Here is an 18,216-nt window from a genome sequence, read left to right on the forward strand (position 1 = left end):
ACATACGCGAAGACCCCGGCCTCAGCGTTTCCGCTGGTGACGGGGTCTTTGGGCACCTCATAAAGGGTGCCCCCGGCAGGATTCGAACCTGCGCACACGGCTCCGGAGGGCGATTGTGTCCCAGTCGTCTATGCAGGTCACAGGGGCCGAGCAGCCCGCAGATACGGCCACTCGTCCACAGGGCGTCCACGCCTGGGCTGTCGACTCAGCAGGACGCTGGCGAACATCGCAAGTCGTGCCGGAAGCGGCTGGTCGTGTGCCGCCCGGCTGCCGGGTGCGCTCGAGGTAACCGGTGTCCTAGCCACCTGCGCACCAGGGGCCGGAGGGGAGGGTGGCGAGCTGGCTAGTGTGACTGTAGCGATCACGGTCCCCCGAGGTTGCGATACGTTAGGGTGGCGCGGTGAACCGTGAGCTTCCTGTGATTAGTCTGTTCTCCGGGGCCGGCGGCCTCGACTGCGCCATTGAGAGCTGCGCTGAGCCACCGCTGGTCCAGGACGGCTCCGGGTCTCCGCTACGTGTCGCGGTTGCCACTGACTACGAGCAGACCGCTCTGGATACGCTGTCGGCCAACTTCCCGGACACCAAGACGCTGTGTGGCGATATCCAAACGATCCCGACCGCAGAGTTGCTGGAAGCCGGCGGGCTTAAGCCCGGCGATCCCACCCTGGTCATCGGTGGTCCTCCCTGTACCCCGTTCAGTAAGTCCGGATTCTGGATCGAGGAGAAGCGCAACAGCGCCGACCCCAATGCTTCCCTCCTCGACGAGTACGTCCGTGTGGTTCGGGAGAGCAAGCCTGAAGCCTTCATCCTGGAAAATGTGCAGGGTCTGACTTACAAGACCCATCGGGCTCAGTTCGACCGACTCATTGCGGGTCTTAAGGATGCAGGCTACAACCCGACGTTCCGAGTGCTCCTTGCGGCCGAGTATGGGGTTCCGCAGCTCCGCAGGCGAGTATTCGTCGTGGGGCGACGTGACGGTAAGGCTTTCCACTTCCCAGAAACTACGCACTCTGGCGAGTCGGAGCGAGATCGGGTGATTGATCACAGCAAGGTTCCGTTCACGAGTCTTCGCGAGGCACTTGCCGGACTGCCGGACGTTCCTGAGGCTGGAGAAGTTGCTGAGGGAACCTACGCTGAACTCGCTGCGGAAGTTCCTCCTGGGCAAAACTATCTATGGCACACCGACCGATATGACGGTCGCAACGAGTTCGAATGGCGTAGCCGCTATTGGACTTTCCTGCTGAAGGCGGACCCAGACCGTCCTTCTACGACGCTGCAGGCTCAGCCAGGTCCATGGGTCGGACCATTTCACTGGGAGAACGTGAAGAACGCGAACGGGGAAGAGCGAGCGCGTAGGTTTCGCGTTGCCGAGATGAAGCGGATCATGACTTTCCCTGATGAGTTCGTTTTCACCGGAGTGAAGCGCGAGGTGCAGCGGCAGATCGGTAATGCCGTCCCGGTGGAGTTGGGGAAGGTCGTCGCTCGGGCTCTGATGGAACAACTCGGCTATCTTGATTCTCGCGGTACTACCGTTCCTGGCCAAGCTGGCCACGAACAGCTCGAATTGATCTAGAGCGGCATGGGGGGGGCAATGGGAATAACAATTAAAAAGAGCACGGCGGAGCAGGTTCTGAGGAAGGCATACGAGGCGGCTGCTTCGGATGATGTATTCCTCGAGGATTGGACATTCTTGGCTACTTCGCTACGCGAGGTAGATGCTCCAAGGACATACACGGCTGCGCTTGTGACAGCATTGCTCGCGCGTGCATGTGATGACAGGGTTGACCCACGCTCCATCAAAGAGAAGTATGACGATCGCGCCTTCTCTCTGCGTACCCTTTGCCACGGTGTAGTGGTTCCGATGTCTGTAGAACTTGGGTTTGATCTGGGGGCTACGGGTCGTGAGCCGATCAACAACCAGCCATTCTTCCGTTACGACCATTACAGCGAGATTGTCAGAGTCCGAACGAAGGCGCGCCCCTATCTGGACCGAGTAAGTAGTGCCCTTGCTAGGGTCGATGAAGAAGACTATTCCACTGAAGAGTCGTTCCAAGCGCTTGTCGCCGTCTTGGCAGTGTGTATCTCTGTGGCGAACAAAAAGCAGCGCGTCGCCGTCGGGAGTGCCATCGTCGAGGCAAGCCTAATTGCTGAGACACAGAGCTTCGTTGTGAGCGGCAACGACATTCCACGAAAGCTCCAAGCTTGTGTTGCGGCTGGCCTTGACATGGTCTATAGCGAGGTAATCTCACGAAGGATCAATGACCCTTCTCGCGACTTTCCCGGTGACGTTCAAGTGCTTTTGGACGGCGATCCATTGCTGACAGTCGAGGTGCGTGGAAAGAGCGTTTCGGGGGAGGGGCTTGAGCAGTTCGTCAGCAGTGCAGCGTATGCCGGCTTCCGACGAGTTGCGCTCATGGTCGATGCGGCGTCGCACGTGTCGCTCATGTCGGCCGACGATCTGACCAGCGCGCTTGAGCGGAAGTACGAGTGCATCGTCAAGGTGAACGAGAGCGTGTCGAGCTTCCTGCGTGACGTATTCGTCTGGTCACCTCGCGACACCCACTCGATCCTTTCGGATTTTCCTGAGGCAATGTATCGGCGAATGGTAGAGATCGAGGTACGGGAGACCGAGATGGAACGGTGGGCCCAGCTCTTCCCTGCCGATGCCTGACTCCGTGCCGGTGTAACCCCAAAATGTTCACGGGAGGGTCCCGTCCACGGTGGATGGAGAGACGTGGTCCATGGAGAACGGCGAATGGCGCGGGCGGTCTCTCGGGGACGTCCCGTGCGGGTGTTCACATGCCGGTCTACCGGGACTGAAGAAGCCCACGGCTCTGACCAGTTCAGATGCCGTGGGCTTCTGCCGTTGTAGGTGGACGTCGGTTGACCATGGACGCCCCAGGCCCCGGCCTCGGATTTCGCTGGCTTTTGGGATGCGACCTCTTCGTCCCGAAGCAACTTGGGATGCCTGTTGCCCCTAGGCTGATGTGCCTGTCACCTGTGCTGATCCTCCGTTGACGTTCACGGTTGTTCGCGGGTGTGCGTCGCGGTTGTCACGCAGCTAGACACTCACCCATGCCTCAGGACTCAGCTGACAAGGAGCTTGTAGCGCTCACGCAGGAGCGGGTAGTCAACGATGCGCGGAGGGACCTCGGGCTGCTTAGGCGGCGTCGCCGGGGGAGTCCAGTTGATGGCAGTCTTGACGTCTTCCACCAGCTGTGACATGTCGTCGTCGTCTAGGGCTACGACGAACCCGCGGCGGTCAAGGGCAGTGTCTCGGCACCTGTCTAGGAATCGATCCTTATTCTTGAATGAGCGGCACGCAAGGATTCCAAACTTTCCTCGCAGTGGAGAGAAGCGAGATGAAAGCTGGTCAAGCTCCGGATTGTTGACTTCGTGCCCATAGTTTTTGCATTCAATGAAAATGTACTGCGCGGGGATTTTGTGGCGAATCAGGAAGTCGAAGAACCCATCTTTTGCGTTGTTCGTGTAGGTGATGTCGATCCGTTTGCGCCCCTGGTGGATCTCGTGCTCCATCTCTGGCATGATGAGTGATGGATAGAATAGTGCTGTCAGGAGCGCCTCTACCCGTGCGTGGTAGTTATTCGCCTCAGCGTTTCCGGTCGGAGTTTCTAGCGCAGCCTGGAGGAGTGCATCGTAGTCTGGCAGTGGCGTTTTGTTGGCTGCGCTTAGGTCCGCGTGGGACATCGCGTCAGGTGCCACTCTATTCTTGATCTCTTTAAAGTTTCGATAGACGGAAGGGCGTACAAGCGTCTCGCGTCTTACGTCGGGCTTCTTCTTTCCGTACTTTCCTTCAATCTTTTTCTTGTAGACCTTCCTTTGGCCGCTCTTGAGCACCTTGACTAGTTTGCTGCGAGGGTCGGCCTCCTCCTCGGCCTGCAGGGTTGGCACCAGATGATTGCTGTAGTAATCCGACTGGGACAGGTGTAGATTGCGGCGCACTATTACCTTTGGCACCAAGAGCAACTTCTTGCCGTTCGGGAGTGGCAGATCGATCAGGCCGTTCTCCCATTCAAGTTTTTGCGGATTCCATACCGGACCGCTGTCAACACCTTCGACGAGAGGGATTCCCAGGGCGAGAGCCATCTGATGCGTGTATGCGATGAGGGGGCCTCGGATGATGTTTGTTGTAACGTCCGAGATTATGTCCTTACCGACCTTATCAATGAAGAAGGCTGTGTCCTCTAGGTCCTCAATCAGTCCCGTCTTTGCGGCCTGGCTTTGTGCCAGTTTGGAGGCGAACTCCTCCCGCATCCATTTTCCGAAACCCCTTCCTGCGCTAGCCCCTTTGGATATTCCTAGGTGAGTTTCGTTTGGCTCCCCTAGGTTCCCGAGAAGGTAATCGGCGCGAGGCTTGTCATTCTGACGTACCGCATCGAGAACGCTGTCGAAGAACGTGGTGAGCATCCGAATGCATTCTTTGCCCCAGTCGTCTGAGAGGTGCCGGATTGTGCTCGGGTCGATGTAAACAGGGACGTCTTTCACTATGTCTACGTCGACAAAGTCCAGCGTCCCTTGGTTACGGTTGAGGCCGTAGAACTCTGAAACCCGCATGCTTCCCCCCACGGTACGCAGTGCTGATGGCCGTGCCGTACCCACATACTCACTCTGCGTAAACCACGCGTCTACGTGTCACCTTGCGGGCGGCACTCCTACCACCCACCCCAGCTCCCATCCCGTCCGCCGTCGACCCACACACCGTGGAGCGGGCGTGGTTCAGGGCGTCCAGGTGGAGCGCGCCACTGTACGAACGACCTGGACGCCCTGGGCCGCGTCTGCTCGGCTCTGCCTGGGTCGACGGTGGTCGGGATGGGAGCACCCCACGTACGCCGCCCCAACGTGCCCGCGGTCGGCAACGGCGCCCCCTCCATCCCGGTGCCGGCCGATCCCCCGCCGGAGGCATCCTCTTTGACCGCGCCCCGTTCTATGCGGTGATCGACTCATGGCCTCCGGCCCTATCCACATGTGGGCGCGCGTCGGCGCAGCCCGGGCGGAGCGGGCCGAAGGCAGGAGCGGCGCCCGGAGCGGAGCCGGGAAGCGCGCCCGGCGGAGCGGAGCGCAGCCGGGGCTTGATGATGTAGAGAAACTCTTACCGCGCCACGCCTTGGGTCGCTGGCCCGGGGTGTCGGCTACGCGTCCGTCTCGGCTACCGTGCGGACTATGCCCTCTGGATTGGACACGCCTCACGGCGCGGCTGAGCTGGCCGAGTCGCTCTTGCCTCCGCTCGGGAACCGTTGGCTGCACACTCAGGCGGTGGCGGCTCGTGCGAGTGAAGCGTCCGCGGCAGTGACCGAAGGGGACCGTGACCTGCTCGTAGCCGCTGCTTGGCTGCATGACATCGGCTACGCCCCGGAACTGCGGGACACCGGGTTTCACCCGCTCGATGGCGCGCGTCACCTGGAAAGCCTCGGGGCGCCCTCCCGGCTCGTCTGCCTCGTCGCTCACCACTCTGGCGCCGTGTACGAGGCTGAACAGCGTGGGCTCTCTGCTGAGCTTGAGGTGTACGAGCGGGAGGACTCTCCCGTCCTCGACGCCCTGATCTACGCGGACATGACGACTGGCCCGGCCGGACAGTCCTTCGACTTCGATCACCGCATTGACGAGATCCTGGTGCGATACGAGCCGGGCAGCGAGGTGCACAACGCGATCAGCAAGGCACGTCCCTACCTCGGGGCCGCCGTCGAACGGACGCGCTCTCGCCTTGCTGATCAGCCGACGTAGGGATCGGGGCGATCACTCAGCCCGCGGTCGATCCGCATTCGCATCGACGGGTGGATGTTTAGGTCGTCCAGTCGGCTGGGGTGGACGAACGCCACCTCCTTGCTCTCGCTGCTGGTACGCAGCTCGCCGCCCACGATGCGGGACCGGAAGCAGATCGAGAACTGTTGGCGCACCTCGCCGTCGTCGTACGCCATGACGTGCGCTGGGTTGGTGTAGATGCCGACCAGACTCGTCACCTCGACGTCGAACCCGGTCTCTTCCTTGGTCTCGCGCACGGCGGCGTCGGGGGCTGACTCGCCGACATCGACCCCACCGCCGGGCAGGGCCCACAAGTTGTTGTCCGTCTTGTGGATCAGCAGGACTTCCCCAGCATCGTTCAGCGCCACGGCGGTGACGGACGGAACAATGCTGTTCGCCTTCGGGGCGTTCGGATCGTTGAAGTAGTCGACTCGGGCCATGCCTCAAGCCTTGCACGCTCTGCCGGTGGCGATACCTCCCGGCTGGCTACTCGGGCCGACCGTGCTCCCATGCGTAGTCGAAGCTCCGCATGTAGTGCCGGAACGTTCGGGCGCCGGGTATGTAGCGGAAGTGCAGTACGGGGTTCTGCCCCGCGGGTGCGCCGAGTACGTGTGGGTTCACCAGCACGTCGTCATCGAACCGATAGATCGAGTTGTACAGGATCGTGTCGTGCAACCGGACTTCGACACCTGGCGTCGTCATGGCCGGTGCCAGGTACCGCCGGGTGATCCGGGCTCGTGCGGCCAGATCGCCACCGATGCCTTCCTCTTCGCCGCGCTGGCGGACCATCTCCGAGTCGGGGTCGCCGAGCAGGACGCGCACTTGTCCTCCGGCCTTGGCCTTCTCTGCCAACTGGTCCGGAAGATCCGGATGGCTGTCGAAGAGGAACAGCCCCGCGTACACCAGGATGTCTACGTGGTCCCTCGCCTTCTCAATCAGGGATGACCACAGCGTTGCCGGCACTGCCCCGCGGTGCGGGTAGTACGTGATCAGCTCGGAAGTACTCGCCGACTCGGCTTGCTTCTGTACAGCGGGCCAGATGTATACCTCATCGACGCCCAGGAAGCTCGCGGCCTTCCAGCGGTGCCCCCGGTGCGGCGTGCGGTCCGTTGTGATCCACCGTTCCACGCTCTTGGGGTCCACCCCGACGTGCTGTGCCACGGACTGGATCGTCTCGCCCTTCGCTGAAATCGCCGCGCGCAGACGCTCGTTCGCCATGACGTGTCCTTCCGTGGACGCCGTAGGGACGTTTTGACGATAACTCAGACGTCCCCAAACGTCCATACGGACCGTGATGCGTCCACTACCTTTCGCGGTCTCCTGATCTCACCGCCGGATGGCGGCTCAACTCCCACTAGATCAGGAGAACAGACGATGCGTCAGATTCCCGTCGACACGTCCACCGCCACCGTGATGGTGGCGCAGTCCCCGCAGCCGAAGGTGAAGGACCGCCGTACCGGCGAGCGTGCGATGGACGCCGAGACTGGCGCCGCACTGTCGACCGTGGACGTGATGTTCGCGGCCAACGGTGAGGTGGAGATCCTGTCCGTGACCGTCCCGGAGACCGGCATCTCCGGTGACCTGATGATGGGCACTCCGGTCGCGCTCACCGGTCTGATCGCCCGGCCGTGGGAGAACGAGTTCAACGGCCAGAAGCGCCACGGCATCGCCTTCCGCGCGGTCGCCGTGACCTCCCTCGCCGCGGGTGCCTCGTCCTCGAAGGCGGCCTGAGCCATGACGTGGCTGACCGTCGCCCTGGTGCTGGTCGTTGCTGCTGCGGGTCTCCTGCGGTGGCGGCGCCCCGCCTGGTACTGGATGACCTTCGGGGTCACCCTCGCCGCGCTGCGGGTCCTGGTCCGCTACGGCTCGGTCATGGACGCCTGCGGGCTCACGGTCCCGGCCCCGCGCTGGCGCCTGACCCTGGCCCGGATGACCAACCGGCCGATCCCCGGCCCCCGTGCCCCGCGCATCCTGCGGCTGCGGGTGACCCGGACCGGCCTGGTCCTGCGGCTCAAGCTCCGGCCCGGTCAGGACGCCTTCGACGTGGCGGCCTCGTGTGACCGGCTGCGGCACTCGTTCGCCCTGTACGGGGTCACCTCGCGTGAGGTGCGCTCGGGTGTGGTGGAGCTGCGGATGACCGGCTATGACGTGCTCAAGCGGGTGCAGATGCCCGCCCGTGTCGACACCCGGCCGATGCGGGTCCCGGTCGCCCTGCGCGAGGACGGAGCCGTGCACTACCGCGACTACCGCACGGTCCCGCACGGGCTCACCCTCGGCGCCACGGAGTCCGGCAAGTCGGTCTATCAGCGCAACCTCGTCGCCGCGCTCGCGCCGCAGCGGGTCGCCCTGGTCGGCATCGACTGCAAGCAAGGGGTGGAGCTGTTCCCGCTGGCCCGCCGGTTCTCCGCGCTCGCCGACAACCCCGACACCGCCGCCGAACTCCTCGCCGCCCTCGTGTCGCACATGCAGGACGTCTACCAGCTCATCCGGGCAGAGCAGCGGATCACCGCGGACGTGCCGGATGCCGACGTTGCCGCCGACATCTGGGACCTGCCTGAAGACCTGCGCCCGGTGCCCATCGTGGTCCTGGTCGACGAGGTTGCCGAACTCGCCCTCTTCGCCACCAAGGACGACGAGAAGCGGCGGGACCGGATCATCACCGCGCTTGCCCGGCTGGCGCAGCTCGGCCGCGCTGCCGGCATCTATCTGGAGATCTGCGGGCAGCGCTTCGGCTCCGAACTCGGCAAGGGCATCACGATGCTCCGTGCCCAGCTCACCGGCCGGACCGCACACCGCGTCAACGACGAATCGTCGGCGAACATGGCCTTTGGCGACATCGCCCCGGACGCCGTGCTGGCCGCGATCCAGATCCCCACCGACACGCCCGGCGTCGCCGTCACCGGTGACTCGTCCGGCGGCTGGGCTCGCATCCGTGCCCCGCACACCTCGCTGCGCCAGGCCGTGAACGTCTGCAACCGGCACGCCGACCTGACCCCGGACCTGCCTGCCCTCGCGCCGTTCCGGCCCGCTCTCGGCACCCCCGCGCCGGTTTCGGCCCCGGCTATCGAGTCGGCCCCGGCCGCCGCCTGACCCGCCCTGGAGGCCCCGTCATGGCTACCGCGAAGAAGCCCACCACCCGCCGCAAGACCCGGCCCGCCACGCCCGAACCGGCGCCGTGCCCCGACTGCGACGGCACCGGCGAGCACACCGAAATCGTCCGCGTCGGCGCCCGCAAGGGACGCGCCACCGACGACCACCAGACCGCCCTGTGCCTCACCTGCTGGGGCACCGGCCAGTCCATCGACTGACCAGGAAGGAGGACACCATGGCCCGCACTGCCCTTCGCGTCGATGCCGTCCTGGTCCAGGCCGTCATCGCCGGTGCCCTGTCCTTCGCCCACCTGCACGACCTTGCCGCGGCTGCCGGACAGGACGGGTGGAAGGCCTGGGCTTACCCGGTCTCGGTCGACCTGCTCTTGGTCGCCGCGTGGCGCCGCCTGCGTTCCGATGGTCCGTCCCGGCTGGCGTGGTGCTGGTTCCTGATCGCCCTGGTGGCCTCGCTCGGCGCGAACGTGGCCACCGCCGGGTTCCTCGACCTGGAACACCCGCCCGCCCTGCTCCGCCTCGGCGTCGCGGGATGGCCCGCCCTCGCCTTCCTCGGCGGCACCCTCCTCGCCCACTCACCCACCGCCCGCGCCTCGATCCCGGACACCCCCGCGGCTCCGGACCCGGCCCCCGCGCCCGAGGTACAGCCCGAACCGGCCCCCGTCGCCGACCCGGCTCCGGTCGACACGGCCGACGACGCCCCGGCTCTCCCGGCCCCGGCATCGCCTCCCGCGGTTGCGGTTCCGGCGGCGCTGGTCGACCACGCCCGCAAGGTTGCCGCCGACCACGAGCACCGCACCGGCGCCCGGATCGACATCGACACGCTTCGAGCCCGCCTCGGCGTCCCGCCGCACATGGCCGACGCCATCGCCGCCCAACTCGCCTGATCCGAGAGGAGATCACCGTCATGCCTGCCCGCGACTTCTTCCACTCCGTGATGCGGATCGGACCGGTGCAGATCGGCACCCATCGTGACCGCCACGGCCAGACCAAGCACGCCGCCGTGTGCAGCTCGGACGGCTGCGGCTGGTCCGCCGACTACACCAGCCAGTCCGCCGCCCAGCTCGCCGCCCGCACCCACCGCTGCAAGGTCCGCTAGGAGGCCGTGATGGACGTCCCGCTCTGGTTCGCCCTGCTCTGCGTCGGAGTCCTCGGCGTCAAGCTCATCCGCCCGCCCTGGTGGCTCATCGGCGTGCTTCTCCTCGGCGGGTTCCTCCTCGCTGACAGCGTCCTCGCCCCGGTCATCGAAACCGCGATCAAGTAACCGACGGAAGGAGGAACGTTCATGTTCCGGCCCAAGCTCCCGACCATGCCCCAGCCCACCGGCATCGTCACCCCGCCCGCCGTCATCGAACCGACCACGATCACCCCCGGCACCCCGACGGCCCCGGCCGCTCCGGCTCCGGTCCCGGCCTCGTCCCGGCCCACGATCCAGCTCACCCCGGGGACCGCGCTCGCCCTAGTCGGGGGCGGCACCGCCGTCGTCCTGGTCGTCGGCGCCGTCCTGGTCTCCATGCTCCTGGCGGTCGCCATCACCGGCGCCTCGGTCGCCGTCTGCGCCGTCGTCCTGCGCTCCTTGCTCGCCTCCGGCAACCGGCGCCGCTAACGGCCCCCGGGGCGGCATCCGTCGCCAAACATCCGCCGCCCCGGGCGCCTTCCCACCTTCCAGACCCAATGGACCCGAAAGGCACGCCCATGATGCCCCAGCACGCCCCGACCGCGCGCATCTGCCGCGACTGCGACGGCTTCCCGACCGTCGCCATCACCACCGGCACCCGCCACCAGGACGGCTCCCGCGTCACCCTCCGGATCACCTGCCCGGCCTGTAAGGGCACCGGACACACCATGCCCGCCGCTGCGCTAACCCGGACGGGGCGGTGATCGTCGTGGGACTCCTGAACTGGAACTCCGGACAGCACTACGACCACGCCGGCGACTGCCCGTGCACCCAGTGCGGCAAGCCCACCCCGCTGCGCTCCCACGCCGGTGAGCCCGTCCACAAGGTGTGCGCGGAGGACTGGAATGACCGCAACTCGAACGCCGCCCGGCACGAGCACGACGGCCGCGACCTCGGTACCCACCGGTTCCACTCCGACCTCCCGCGCAAGAGCCGCAAGGGCGGTGCCCGATGAACGCCGCGCTTCCCAACGGCCTGCGGGTGCTGGACCTGTTCTGCTGCCAGGGCGGGGCCTCCATGGGCTACCACCTGGCCGGTTTCGACGTCACCGGCGTTGACCTCGCCCCGCAGCCCCGCTACCCGTTCCGGTTCGTCCAGGCGGACGCGCTCGCCTTCGTCCGCGAGCACGGCGCGGAGTTCGACTTCATCCACGCCTCGCCCCCGTGCCAGCGCTACACCCTCGCCCAGCGCATCCAGCACCGCGACCACCCCGACCTGATCGCCCCCGTCCGGACCGCCCTGGAAGCCACCGGCCGGCCGTGGGTGATCGAGAACGTGGAAGAGGCGGGCCCGGAGCTGCGCGAGCCGGTCACCCTGTGTGCGGCGGTGTTCGGCATGCACACCTATCGCCACCGCCTGTTCGAGACCGGCGGCGGCTTCACCTTCACCCCGCCCCGCCACCGGCGGCACACGGCGCCGCTGACAAAGATGGGCCGCCCGCGGGCTGCCGGGCACTTCGCGCACTACGTCGGCAACTTCTCCGGCGTCCAGGAAGCCCGCGACGACATGCGGGTGTCCTGGATGAACCGCGACGGCATCCGCGAGTGCATCCCGCCCGCCTACACCGAACACGTCGGCACCGCCCTGTACGCCTCCCTCCTGGAGGTCGCCGCGTGAACGGCACCGCCACCATGGCGGGCCTGGACCCGATCACCCTCGGCGACCTGCTGCGGGTGGCCGGGTCCTCGGGCTTCGACCGCTGGCAAGACCAGATCCGCCGCACCGGCGGTTGCTCCGACCCGATCCACCTGAGCGGATGGACGATCCACAAGGACAAGACCACCGGCGAGACCCTGCACCACTACACCACCGCCGACGAGCCCGGCGGACGGCTGCGTGTCGCCTGCGGCAACCGCCGCGCCTCCCGCTGCCCCTCCTGCGCCTGGACCTACGCCGGCGACACCTACCACCTCATCCGCGCCGGACTCGCCGGTGACGAACGCCGCGACATCCCCGCCACTGTCCGGGATCACCCGCGGGTCTTCGCCACCCTCACCGCCCCCTCGTTCGGCCCGGTCCACAACCGGCCCGACCGCGGCATCTGCCGCTGCGGAACCCGCCACACCCCGGACGCCCCGGAGCTGGGCAGCGCCCTCGACCCGGCGACGTACGACTACGCCGGCGCTGTGCTGTTCAATAACCACGCCGGGCAGCTATGGCAGCGTTTCACCAACCGCCTGCGCCGCGAGATCGCCGCCCGCGCCGGCATCACCCAACGCGAGCTGAAGGAGTGCGCCCGGCTGTCGTACGGCAAGGTTGCCGAGTTCCAGAAACGCGGCGCCGTGCACTTCCATGCCGTGATCCGTATCGATGGACCCGACGGCCCGGACGCCCCGCCACCGTCCTGGGCCACGGTCGATCTCCTCGCCGACGCCATCCGCGCCGCCGCCGCACACTCCTACACCTCCGTCTCGGTTCCGGCCGCCGACGGCCAACCGGCCCGCACCTTCCGGTGGGGCACCCAGCTCGACGTACGGCCCGTGAAGGCGTTCGGCGACGGCTCCGACATCACCGAACAGGCCGTTGCCTCGTACGTCGCCAAGTACGCGACCAAAGCGGCTGAGAACACGGGCACGCTGGACCGCCGGGTGGGGGAGCTGTCTGAACTCGACCGCCACGGCGTCCCCGACCACGCCCGCCGGCTCATCGCCGCGTGCAAGACGCTCGATCCGCTCTATCCGGACCGGCGGCTGTGGGCCTGGGCTCACATGCTCGGCTTCCGCGGCCACTTCTCCAGCAAGAGCCGCCGCTACTCGACCACCCTCGGCGCCCTCCGCCAGGCACGCGCCGACTACCGCGCCGCCCAGGAACACGCCGCCCTCGCCCTGGACGACCGCGAGCCAGACACCGTCCTCGTCCTCACCGACTGGCAGTACGCCGGCCACGGCCACACCCCGGGGGAGTCCGTGCTCGCCGCCACCATCGCCCGGGATCTCCAGCTCAACCGCCAAACCGCCCGCGAAGAACTCGCAGCCCTGGGAGGAGCCTGACGTGAAAGACGAGCTGATGACCGTTCCGCAGATCCTTGATGAGCTTGGGGGAGTCTCCCGGCGTACGTTCTATCGGTGGCGTGAGCTCGGACACGGGCCGTCCGCATTCAAACTGCCCAACGGGGAACTGCGAGTGTGGCGGAGCGACTTCCGCACTTGGCTGCGGCAGTTGGAGACCGCCGCGTGAAATCACTCGACGTAAAGGTCTGGAGTGTCCGTAAGCGGGACACGAAGACACCGTCTTACGGAGTTCGCTGGTCAGTGTCCGGCAACGTCTTCTCTGAGTCCTTTCGAACCAAGGCTCTCGCCGACCACTACCGCACCAAGCTCATGCGTGCGATGCGTGATGGCGAGGAGTTCGATACGGGTACCGGTCTCCCGGTGTCGATGGAAGAGACGAAGTCGGCCGTGTCTTGGTATGACTTCGCACTGCGGTACCTCGCAATGAAGTGGCCGCATGCTGCCCCCAACACGCGCGACGGCATCAACGAGTCGCTCACCAGCGTGACCATGCAGCTTCTCGGCGAGCGTCCCAGTAGGCCGTCTGACGAGATGATCCGCAGAGCACTCCGCAATTGGTCTTTCGTTCTTCCGGCGCCGAACGACCGCGAAGTCCCGGACGATGTGCGCAACGTTCTTCATTGGGTGTCCAAGGCGTCTCGGCCGCTCACTGATCTCGCCGAACCTGCCACGGCTCGTGCAGTGCTCGACGCACTGAAACTCAAGCTCGACGGAACAGCCGCAGCAGCGGAAACGGTGCGACGTAAGCGCCGGACGCTCGTGAACGCTGCGAACTACGCAGTAGACCTGGGCGAGCTGCGAGAGAACCCGATTACGGCCGTACGGTGGCAGAAACCGAAGGTGTCCAACCAGGTCGATCCGCGGGTGGTTGCCAATCCGGAGCAGGCTCGCAACCTCCTGGCGGCCGTCTCTTACGTCGGTGTGCATCGGCGTGCTCGTGGGCGTCGGCTCGTGGGCCTGTTCGCCGCCATGTACTTCGGTGGGCTCCGGCCGGCGGAAGCGGTCGGCCTCGTCGAGACTGACCTGAAGCTCCCCGAACACGGCTGGGGCTCGGCGTTGCTCCACCGGACCCGTCCGTCCGCTGGCAAGCAGTGGACCGACTCGGGGGAGACCCACGACGACCGAGGGCTGAAGAACCGACCGGCTGAGGATGTCCGCCGGGTGCCCATCCCGCCGCACCTCGTCGCGGTGCTCCGCGAGCACCTGGCTACCTTCGGCACGGCGGACGATGGGCGGCTGTTTTTCAGCGAGAAGGGCGCGGTCGTCCCCTCCTCGACCTACTACCGCGTCTGGCAGGAGGCCCGGCTCCTCGCGCTTCCGCCGGCCGTTGCGGCCTCGCCGCTCGCGAGTCGGCCGTACGACCTTCGGCACTCGGCGCTGTCGACGTGGCTCAACGCCGGTGTCGACCCGACTGAGGTGGCCGAGCGCGCCGGCAACAGTGTCGAGGTCCTGCTAACCCGCTACGCGAAGTGCCTCGACGGGCGGCAGGACGTCGCCAACCGGCGCATCGAGGATCTGCTCCGCGAGTACGACTGACACCACCTGACCGCGCCCGACGCCCCTGGCACCCTGTCCAGGGGCCTCCGCGTTTTCGGCGGCTCACCTGGGACAACGCTTCAAGATCCCGTCCACGCCTCGTCCACAGACCTCGACATACGGCCGCTCCGAGCGGCATACGGCTGCACATACGCGAAGACCCCGGCCTCAGCGTTTCCGCTGGTGACGGGGTCTTTGGGCACCTCATACAGGGTGCCCCCGGCAGGATTCGAACCTGCGCACACGGCTCCGGAGGCCGTTGCTCTATCCCCTGAGCTACGGGGGCGTGTCTGCCGCTGTCGCGGTGACGGGTAGAACACTACCAGCTCTCCGGGGGTGGCCAGGAACGGGTATTCCGCGTGGTGGGGGGAGGGGCGCGGCCGCCTCCGGCGGGCGGGGGCGGTGGGGTTTCGCGGCAAGCCTTGCCCAGAGCTGCTGGACGGATGATCGACTCCCGCGCGGGCTTGCCGGGGGCGGCCCGGTGGCGTCCCCCGGTAGGGGGCAGAAGTCGTGAAAAGCGGGACGGGGTGTGGTGGGGGCGCCTACTCTCGTCGTTGTGCCAGGCGCGACCGGCCGGGTCCTTGTCGTCGACGACAACAAGGTGATCCGGCAGCTGATCAGGGTCAATCTCGAACTTGAGGGGTTCGAGGTCGTGACCGCGACCGACGGCGTCGAGTGCCTGGACATCGTCCACGAGGTGCGGCCCGATGTCATCACCCTCGACGTCGTCATGCCGCGGCTCGACGGGCTGCGGACGGCCGCCCTGCTGAGGGCCGATCCCCGTACCCGCGACGTTCCGCTCGCCGTCGTGAGCGCCTGTTCCGCGAGCGAGGTGGATCGCGCCACGGACGCCGGGGTGGACTCCTTCCTCGCCAAGCCCTTCGAGCCGGACTGCCTCGTCGCCGTCGTGCGGGAACTCCTGGAGCACGGCCGGCGCGGGGCGCTCCGGGTCGCCGCCTCCGAGGCACACGCCGAGCGGGACGGGGCCACGGACTCCAAGGGGAGCACGGCAGCCGAGCTGCCCGCTCCCGAGCCCCGCGGCGAGGGCGGCCACGGCGACCAGGGACACCACGGCCCGCCCCCGCCGCCGGGCGGCGGCGGCCACTGAGGCCGGCCGGACCGCTTCCCTGTGTCCACATCCCGGGACCTCCGGTAAACCCGTTGGCCTCCACCACCCCTCTCTCCCATACGCTGGACTCGTGACCCCCGCCGAGCTGTCCCGCACCGTCCAGCACGCCGTGCGCCGTGCCGTGGACGCCGGGGAGATCGAGGAGGCCGAAGGCGTCTGGGGGCGTGTCGTGGTCGCGCCACCCCGGCCCGGGGGGTTCGGGGACTACGCCACCAACGCGGCTCTCCAGATCGCCTCCGCCCTGGGGCGACCCGCCCCCGAGATCGCCCGTCTGCTGCGCGGGCGGCTGCTCGCGAGCGAAGGGGTGGCCGAGGTACGCGTCACCGGGCCCGGGTTCCTCAACATCGCGCTCGACGGGGGCAGCCGCGAACGCTCCCTCGTGACGGTCGTCGCCCGGGACGGCGCGCGCTACGGGCACGGGGACGAACTGGCGGACACGGACCTCGTGCTGCGGGCCGCCGAGGACGACCTGCGGGCTCAGGTCTTCGCGGACGCCGTCGTCCGGCTCGTCCAGGCCCAGGGCGCTCGCGCCCGGCGCTCGTCCACCGAGGGCCTCGCGCCGCGTACCGCCCCGCCCACCCCCGTCGTCCGCGACCCGTACGCGCTTCTCGGCGAGGACGCCCTGCACTGGGCCCTGTTGTCCGCGGCCGCCCACGACCGGCCCGTACTCGATCCCGGGACCCTGCTCGCGCAGCGGGCCGAGAACCCGCTGTTCCTGGTGCGCTACGCGCACTCCCGGGCCCGCCGTCTCGTCGGCAACGCACGCGAGCTCGGCTTCGGGCCGGAGGCCGGGGAGAGCGGGGCGGAGGGGGCCGGGCTGGTGCGCGTGCTGGGGGAGTGGCCCTCCGTGCTGCGGCTCGCCGCCCGGCGGCGGGCGCCCGAACGCGTCGCGCGGGAACTCGTCCTCGTGGCCGGGGCCTTCTTCGACTTCCACGACCGGTGCGGCGGAGTGCTGCCGCTCGGCGGGCACAAACCCCTGGCCGCCCACCGCGCCCGGCTCGCCCTCGCCGAAGCCGCCGGGACGGTGCTCGCCGGTGGCCTGTCCCTGCTCGGCGTCAGTGCGCCGGAATTCGTCTGAGAGAGACCGAGAGACCCGTCATGAGCCGTTCCGCCCACCCCGCAGGACCCCGGCACGGAGACGTCCTGCCCGAGGGGCACTACTCCGCCCCGCCCGCCGACCTCAACGCGCTCGACCCGAAGGTCTGGGCCCGTACCGTCACCCGCGACCCGGCCGCCGAGGGCGCGCTGACCGTCGGCGGGGTGTCCGTCACCCGGCTCGCCGAGGAGTTCGGCACCCCCGGCTACTTCCTCGACGAGCAGGACTTCCGGGCCCGCTGCCGCGCGTGGCGCGCCGCCTTCGGGGAGGGCGCCGACGTGTTCTACGCGGGCAAGGCGTTCCTCTCCCGCGCCGTCGTGCGCTGGCTGCACGAGGAGGGGCTCAACCTCGACGTGTGCTCGGGCGGCGAGCTGCTCACCGCGCTCGACGCCGGGATGCCCGCCGAGCGCATCGCCTTCCACGGCAACAACAAGACCCCCGAGGAGATCCACCGGGCCGTCGAGGCGGGCGTCGGGCGCATCGTCGTCGACTCCTTCCAGGAACTCGTCCGCGTCTCGCACACCGCCCAGGACCTCGGCAGGCGGCAGCGCGTCCAGATCCGGGTCACCGTCGGCGTCGAGGCGCACACCCACGAGTTCATCGCCACCGCCCACGAGGACCAGAAGTTCGGGCTCGCGCTCGGCGACGGCAACGCGGCCGAGGCGGTACGCCGGGCGCTGACCCTCGACGGGGTCGAACTCATCGGCATCCACTCCCACATCGGCTCGCAGATCTTCGACATGGCCGGCTTCGAGGTGTCCGCACGCCGGGTCGTCGGACTGCTCGCCCAGATCCGTGACGAGCACGGCGTGGAACTGCCCGAGATCGACCTCGGCGGCGGCCTCGGCATCGCGTACACCTCGGACGACGACCCGCGCGAACCGCACGAGATCGCGAAGGCGCTCAGCGAGATCGTGACCCGCGAGTGCGAGTCCGCCGGGCTCGCCGTGCCGCGCATCTCCGTCGAGCCCGGACGCGCCATCGTCGGGCCCACCGCCTTCACGCTGTACGAGGTCGGCACCATCAAGCCGCTCGAAGGGCTGCGCACCTACGTGTCGGTGGACGGCGGGATGTCCGACAACATCCGTACCGCGCTCTACGACGCCGACTACACCGTGACGCTGGCCTCCCGCACCTCCGAGGCCGAGCCGATGCTCGTCCGGGTCGTGGGCAAGCACTGTGAGAGTGGCGACATCGTCGTACGCGACGCCTTCCTCCCCGCCGACCTCGCGCCCGGCGACCTCCTCGCCGTCCCCGCCACCGGCGCCTACTGCCGGTCGATGGCCAGCAACTACAACCACGCGCTCAGGCCGCCCGTCGTCGCCGTCCGTGACGGCGGGGGCCGGGTGATCGTCCGGCGGGAGACGGAAGAGGATCTCCTCCGGCTCGATGTCGGCTGATGA

General features: G+C 67.5%; 22 protein-coding genes and 1 tRNA gene. 19 read left to right on the plus strand and 4 right to left on the minus strand.

Annotated features, from left to right (window positions below; genetic code table 11):
• The first annotated feature begins 400 nt into the window (after positions 1-400).
• Both ACFYMP_RS04705 and ACFYMP_RS04710 read left to right on the plus strand, forming a co-directional pair.
• Positions 401-1,573, plus strand: coding sequence for a DNA cytosine methyltransferase (locus ACFYMP_RS04705; protein ID WP_388850460.1), 1,173 nt, complete (start codon positions 401-403; stop codon positions 1,571-1,573).
• An 18-nt stretch (positions 1,574-1,591) separates the two neighbouring features.
• Positions 1,592-2,671: a restriction endonuclease, SacI family gene (locus ACFYMP_RS04710; RefSeq protein WP_388850464.1), complete on the plus strand. Its 1,080-nt coding sequence runs from the start codon at positions 1,592-1,594 to the stop codon at positions 2,669-2,671.
• A 416-nt stretch (positions 2,672-3,087) separates the two neighbouring features.
• Here ACFYMP_RS04710 and ACFYMP_RS04715 read toward each other — a convergent pair whose 3' ends face one another.
• Positions 3,088-4,575 carry a hypothetical protein gene (locus ACFYMP_RS04715; RefSeq protein ID WP_388850467.1) on the minus strand — a complete coding sequence of 496 codons (1,488 nt, stop codon included), beginning with the start codon at positions 4,573-4,575 and terminating at the stop codon, positions 3,088-3,090.
• A 606-nt stretch (positions 4,576-5,181) separates the two neighbouring features.
• On the opposite strand from ACFYMP_RS04715, the gene ACFYMP_RS04720 reads away from it, so the two are divergent.
• Complete coding sequence (locus tag ACFYMP_RS04720) at positions 5,182-5,742, plus strand: HDIG domain-containing metalloprotein (RefSeq protein WP_388850470.1); 561 nt, start codon at positions 5,182-5,184, stop codon at positions 5,740-5,742.
• Here ACFYMP_RS04720 and ACFYMP_RS04725 read toward each other — a convergent pair.
• Both ACFYMP_RS04725 and ACFYMP_RS04730 read right to left on the minus strand, forming a co-directional pair.
• Positions 5,730-6,200: an NUDIX hydrolase gene (locus tag ACFYMP_RS04725; RefSeq protein ID WP_388850473.1), complete on the minus strand. Its 471-nt coding sequence runs from the start codon at positions 6,198-6,200 to the stop codon at positions 5,730-5,732. The two genes, ACFYMP_RS04720 and ACFYMP_RS04725, sit on opposite strands and share 13 nt — an antisense overlap.
• A 46-nt stretch (positions 6,201-6,246) precedes the next feature.
• Positions 6,247-6,978: an XRE family transcriptional regulator gene (locus ACFYMP_RS04730; protein WP_359341910.1), complete on the minus strand. Its 732-nt coding sequence runs from the start codon at positions 6,976-6,978 to the stop codon at positions 6,247-6,249.
• A gap of 156 nt (positions 6,979-7,134) precedes the next feature.
• Between ACFYMP_RS04730 and ACFYMP_RS04735 the strand changes: the two genes are divergently transcribed.
• The 13 genes from ACFYMP_RS04735 to ACFYMP_RS04795 all read left to right on the plus strand — a co-directional run bounded on the left by ACFYMP_RS04735 (position 7,135) and on the right by ACFYMP_RS04795 (position 14,588).
• Positions 7,135-7,491 carry a hypothetical protein gene (locus ACFYMP_RS04735; protein ID WP_007387638.1) on the plus strand — a complete coding sequence of 119 codons (357 nt, stop codon included), beginning with the start codon at positions 7,135-7,137 and terminating at the stop codon, positions 7,489-7,491.
• Positions 7,492-7,494: 3 nt separating this feature from the next.
• A complete protein-coding gene (locus tag ACFYMP_RS04740) occupies positions 7,495-8,850 on the plus strand; it encodes an FtsK/SpoIIIE domain-containing protein (protein WP_388850478.1) in 1,356 nt (451 codons plus the stop codon).
• Between the two features lie 20 nt (positions 8,851-8,870).
• On the plus strand, positions 8,871-9,068 hold the full coding sequence (locus tag ACFYMP_RS04745; protein ID WP_388850481.1) for a hypothetical protein: 198 nt from the start codon (positions 8,871-8,873) through the stop codon (positions 9,066-9,068).
• 17 nt (positions 9,069-9,085) lie between these two features.
• Positions 9,086-9,751, plus strand: a complete 666-nt coding sequence (locus tag ACFYMP_RS04750; RefSeq protein WP_388850484.1) for a DUF2637 domain-containing protein — start codon at positions 9,086-9,088, stop codon at positions 9,749-9,751.
• Between the two features lie 20 nt (positions 9,752-9,771).
• Positions 9,772-9,963 carry a mobile element transfer protein gene (locus ACFYMP_RS04755; protein WP_007387681.1) on the plus strand — a complete coding sequence of 64 codons (192 nt, stop codon included), beginning with the start codon at positions 9,772-9,774 and terminating at the stop codon, positions 9,961-9,963.
• Positions 9,964-9,972: 9 nt separating this feature from the next.
• On the plus strand, positions 9,973-10,128 hold the full coding sequence (locus ACFYMP_RS04760; protein ID WP_359341902.1) for a hypothetical protein: 156 nt from the start codon (positions 9,973-9,975) through the stop codon (positions 10,126-10,128).
• Between the two features lie 21 nt (positions 10,129-10,149).
• Entirely contained in the window at positions 10,150-10,470 is a 321-nt protein-coding gene (locus ACFYMP_RS04765; RefSeq protein ID WP_359341900.1) for a SpdD-like protein, read from the plus strand.
• Between the two features lie 92 nt (positions 10,471-10,562).
• Complete coding sequence (locus ACFYMP_RS04770) at positions 10,563-10,745, plus strand: hypothetical protein (RefSeq protein ID WP_388851010.1); 183 nt, start codon at positions 10,563-10,565, stop codon at positions 10,743-10,745.
• Positions 10,746-10,750: 5 nt separating this feature from the next.
• Entirely contained in the window at positions 10,751-10,996 is a 246-nt protein-coding gene (locus tag ACFYMP_RS04775; protein WP_388850487.1) for a hypothetical protein, read from the plus strand.
• Positions 10,993-11,658: an SAM-dependent methyltransferase gene (locus ACFYMP_RS04780; RefSeq protein ID WP_388850490.1), complete on the plus strand. Its 666-nt coding sequence runs from the start codon at positions 10,993-10,995 to the stop codon at positions 11,656-11,658. Before ACFYMP_RS04775 ends, ACFYMP_RS04780 begins: the two co-directional genes overlap by 4 nt.
• Positions 11,659-11,672: 14 nt before the next feature.
• Entirely contained in the window at positions 11,673-13,031 is a 1,359-nt protein-coding gene (gene repSA, locus ACFYMP_RS04785; protein WP_388851013.1) for a replication initiator protein RepSA, read from the plus strand.
• 16 nt (positions 13,032-13,047) lie between these two features.
• A complete protein-coding gene (locus tag ACFYMP_RS04790; protein WP_053637576.1) occupies positions 13,048-13,218 on the plus strand; it encodes an AlpA family transcriptional regulator in 171 nt (56 codons plus the stop codon).
• A complete protein-coding gene (locus tag ACFYMP_RS04795; RefSeq protein WP_388850493.1) occupies positions 13,215-14,588 on the plus strand; it encodes a tyrosine-type recombinase/integrase in 1,374 nt (457 codons plus the stop codon). Before ACFYMP_RS04790 ends, ACFYMP_RS04795 begins: the two co-directional genes overlap by 4 nt.
• 214 nt (positions 14,589-14,802) lie before the next feature.
• On the opposite strand, the gene ACFYMP_RS04800 is transcribed toward ACFYMP_RS04795, so the two are convergent.
• A tRNA-Arg gene (locus ACFYMP_RS04800) sits at positions 14,803-14,874 on the minus strand.
• A gap of 270 nt (positions 14,875-15,144) precedes the next feature.
• Between ACFYMP_RS04800 and ACFYMP_RS04805 the strand changes: the two genes are divergently transcribed.
• The 3 genes from ACFYMP_RS04805 to lysA all read left to right on the plus strand — a co-directional run bounded on the left by ACFYMP_RS04805 (position 15,145) and on the right by lysA (position 18,213).
• A complete protein-coding gene (locus tag ACFYMP_RS04805; protein WP_388850496.1) occupies positions 15,145-15,696 on the plus strand; it encodes a response regulator in 552 nt (183 codons plus the stop codon).
• Between the two features lie 91 nt (positions 15,697-15,787).
• A complete protein-coding gene (gene nrtL, locus ACFYMP_RS04810) occupies positions 15,788-16,795 on the plus strand; it encodes an ArgS-related anticodon-binding protein NrtL (protein WP_388850499.1) in 1,008 nt (335 codons plus the stop codon).
• A gap of 20 nt (positions 16,796-16,815) precedes the next feature.
• Positions 16,816-18,213, plus strand: coding sequence for a diaminopimelate decarboxylase (gene lysA / locus ACFYMP_RS04815; RefSeq protein WP_388850500.1), 1,398 nt, complete (start codon positions 16,816-16,818; stop codon positions 18,211-18,213).
• Positions 18,214-18,216 lie beyond the last annotated feature (3 nt).

Source organism: Streptomyces sp. NPDC007088 (assembly GCF_042869355.1).
Taxonomy (GTDB): Bacteria; Actinomycetota; Actinomycetes; order Streptomycetales; family Streptomycetaceae; genus Streptomyces.

Bases quoted from the DNA above. Each gene is read 5' to 3' on its own strand.
- lysA (WP_388850500.1), top strand. From the start codon at position 16,816: ATGAGCCGTTCCGCCCACCCCGCAGGACCCCGGCACGGAGACGTCCTG.
- ACFYMP_RS04760 (WP_359341902.1), top strand. From the start codon at position 9,973: ATGGACGTCCCGCTCTGGTTCGCCCTGCTCTGCGTCGGAGTCCTCGGC.
- ACFYMP_RS04725 (WP_388850473.1), bottom strand. From the start codon at position 6,200: ATGGCCCGAGTCGACTACTTCAACGATCCGAACGCCCCGAAGGCGAAC.
- ACFYMP_RS04790 (WP_053637576.1), top strand. From the start codon at position 13,048: ATGACCGTTCCGCAGATCCTTGATGAGCTTGGGGGAGTCTCCCGGCGT.
- ACFYMP_RS04755 (WP_007387681.1), top strand. From the start codon at position 9,772: ATGCCTGCCCGCGACTTCTTCCACTCCGTGATGCGGATCGGACCGGTG.
- ACFYMP_RS04745 (WP_388850481.1), top strand. From the start codon at position 8,871: ATGGCTACCGCGAAGAAGCCCACCACCCGCCGCAAGACCCGGCCCGCC.
- ACFYMP_RS04770 (WP_388851010.1), top strand. From the start codon at position 10,563: ATGCCCCAGCACGCCCCGACCGCGCGCATCTGCCGCGACTGCGACGGC.
- ACFYMP_RS04710 (WP_388850464.1), top strand. From the start codon at position 1,592: ATGGGAATAACAATTAAAAAGAGCACGGCGGAGCAGGTTCTGAGGAAG.
- ACFYMP_RS04715 (WP_388850467.1), bottom strand. From the start codon at position 4,575: ATGCGGGTTTCAGAGTTCTACGGCCTCAACCGTAACCAAGGGACGCTG.
- ACFYMP_RS04750 (WP_388850484.1), top strand. From the start codon at position 9,086: ATGGCCCGCACTGCCCTTCGCGTCGATGCCGTCCTGGTCCAGGCCGTC.
- ACFYMP_RS04780 (WP_388850490.1), top strand. From the start codon at position 10,993: ATGAACGCCGCGCTTCCCAACGGCCTGCGGGTGCTGGACCTGTTCTGC.
- ACFYMP_RS04720 (WP_388850470.1), top strand. From the start codon at position 5,182: ATGCCCTCTGGATTGGACACGCCTCACGGCGCGGCTGAGCTGGCCGAG.
- ACFYMP_RS04765 (WP_359341900.1), top strand. From the start codon at position 10,150: ATGTTCCGGCCCAAGCTCCCGACCATGCCCCAGCCCACCGGCATCGTC.
- ACFYMP_RS04735 (WP_007387638.1), top strand. From the start codon at position 7,135: ATGCGTCAGATTCCCGTCGACACGTCCACCGCCACCGTGATGGTGGCG.
- ACFYMP_RS04740 (WP_388850478.1), top strand. From the start codon at position 7,495: ATGACGTGGCTGACCGTCGCCCTGGTGCTGGTCGTTGCTGCTGCGGGT.
- ACFYMP_RS04730 (WP_359341910.1), bottom strand. From the start codon at position 6,978: ATGGCGAACGAGCGTCTGCGCGCGGCGATTTCAGCGAAGGGCGAGACG.
- repSA (WP_388851013.1), top strand. From the start codon at position 11,673: ATGGCGGGCCTGGACCCGATCACCCTCGGCGACCTGCTGCGGGTGGCC.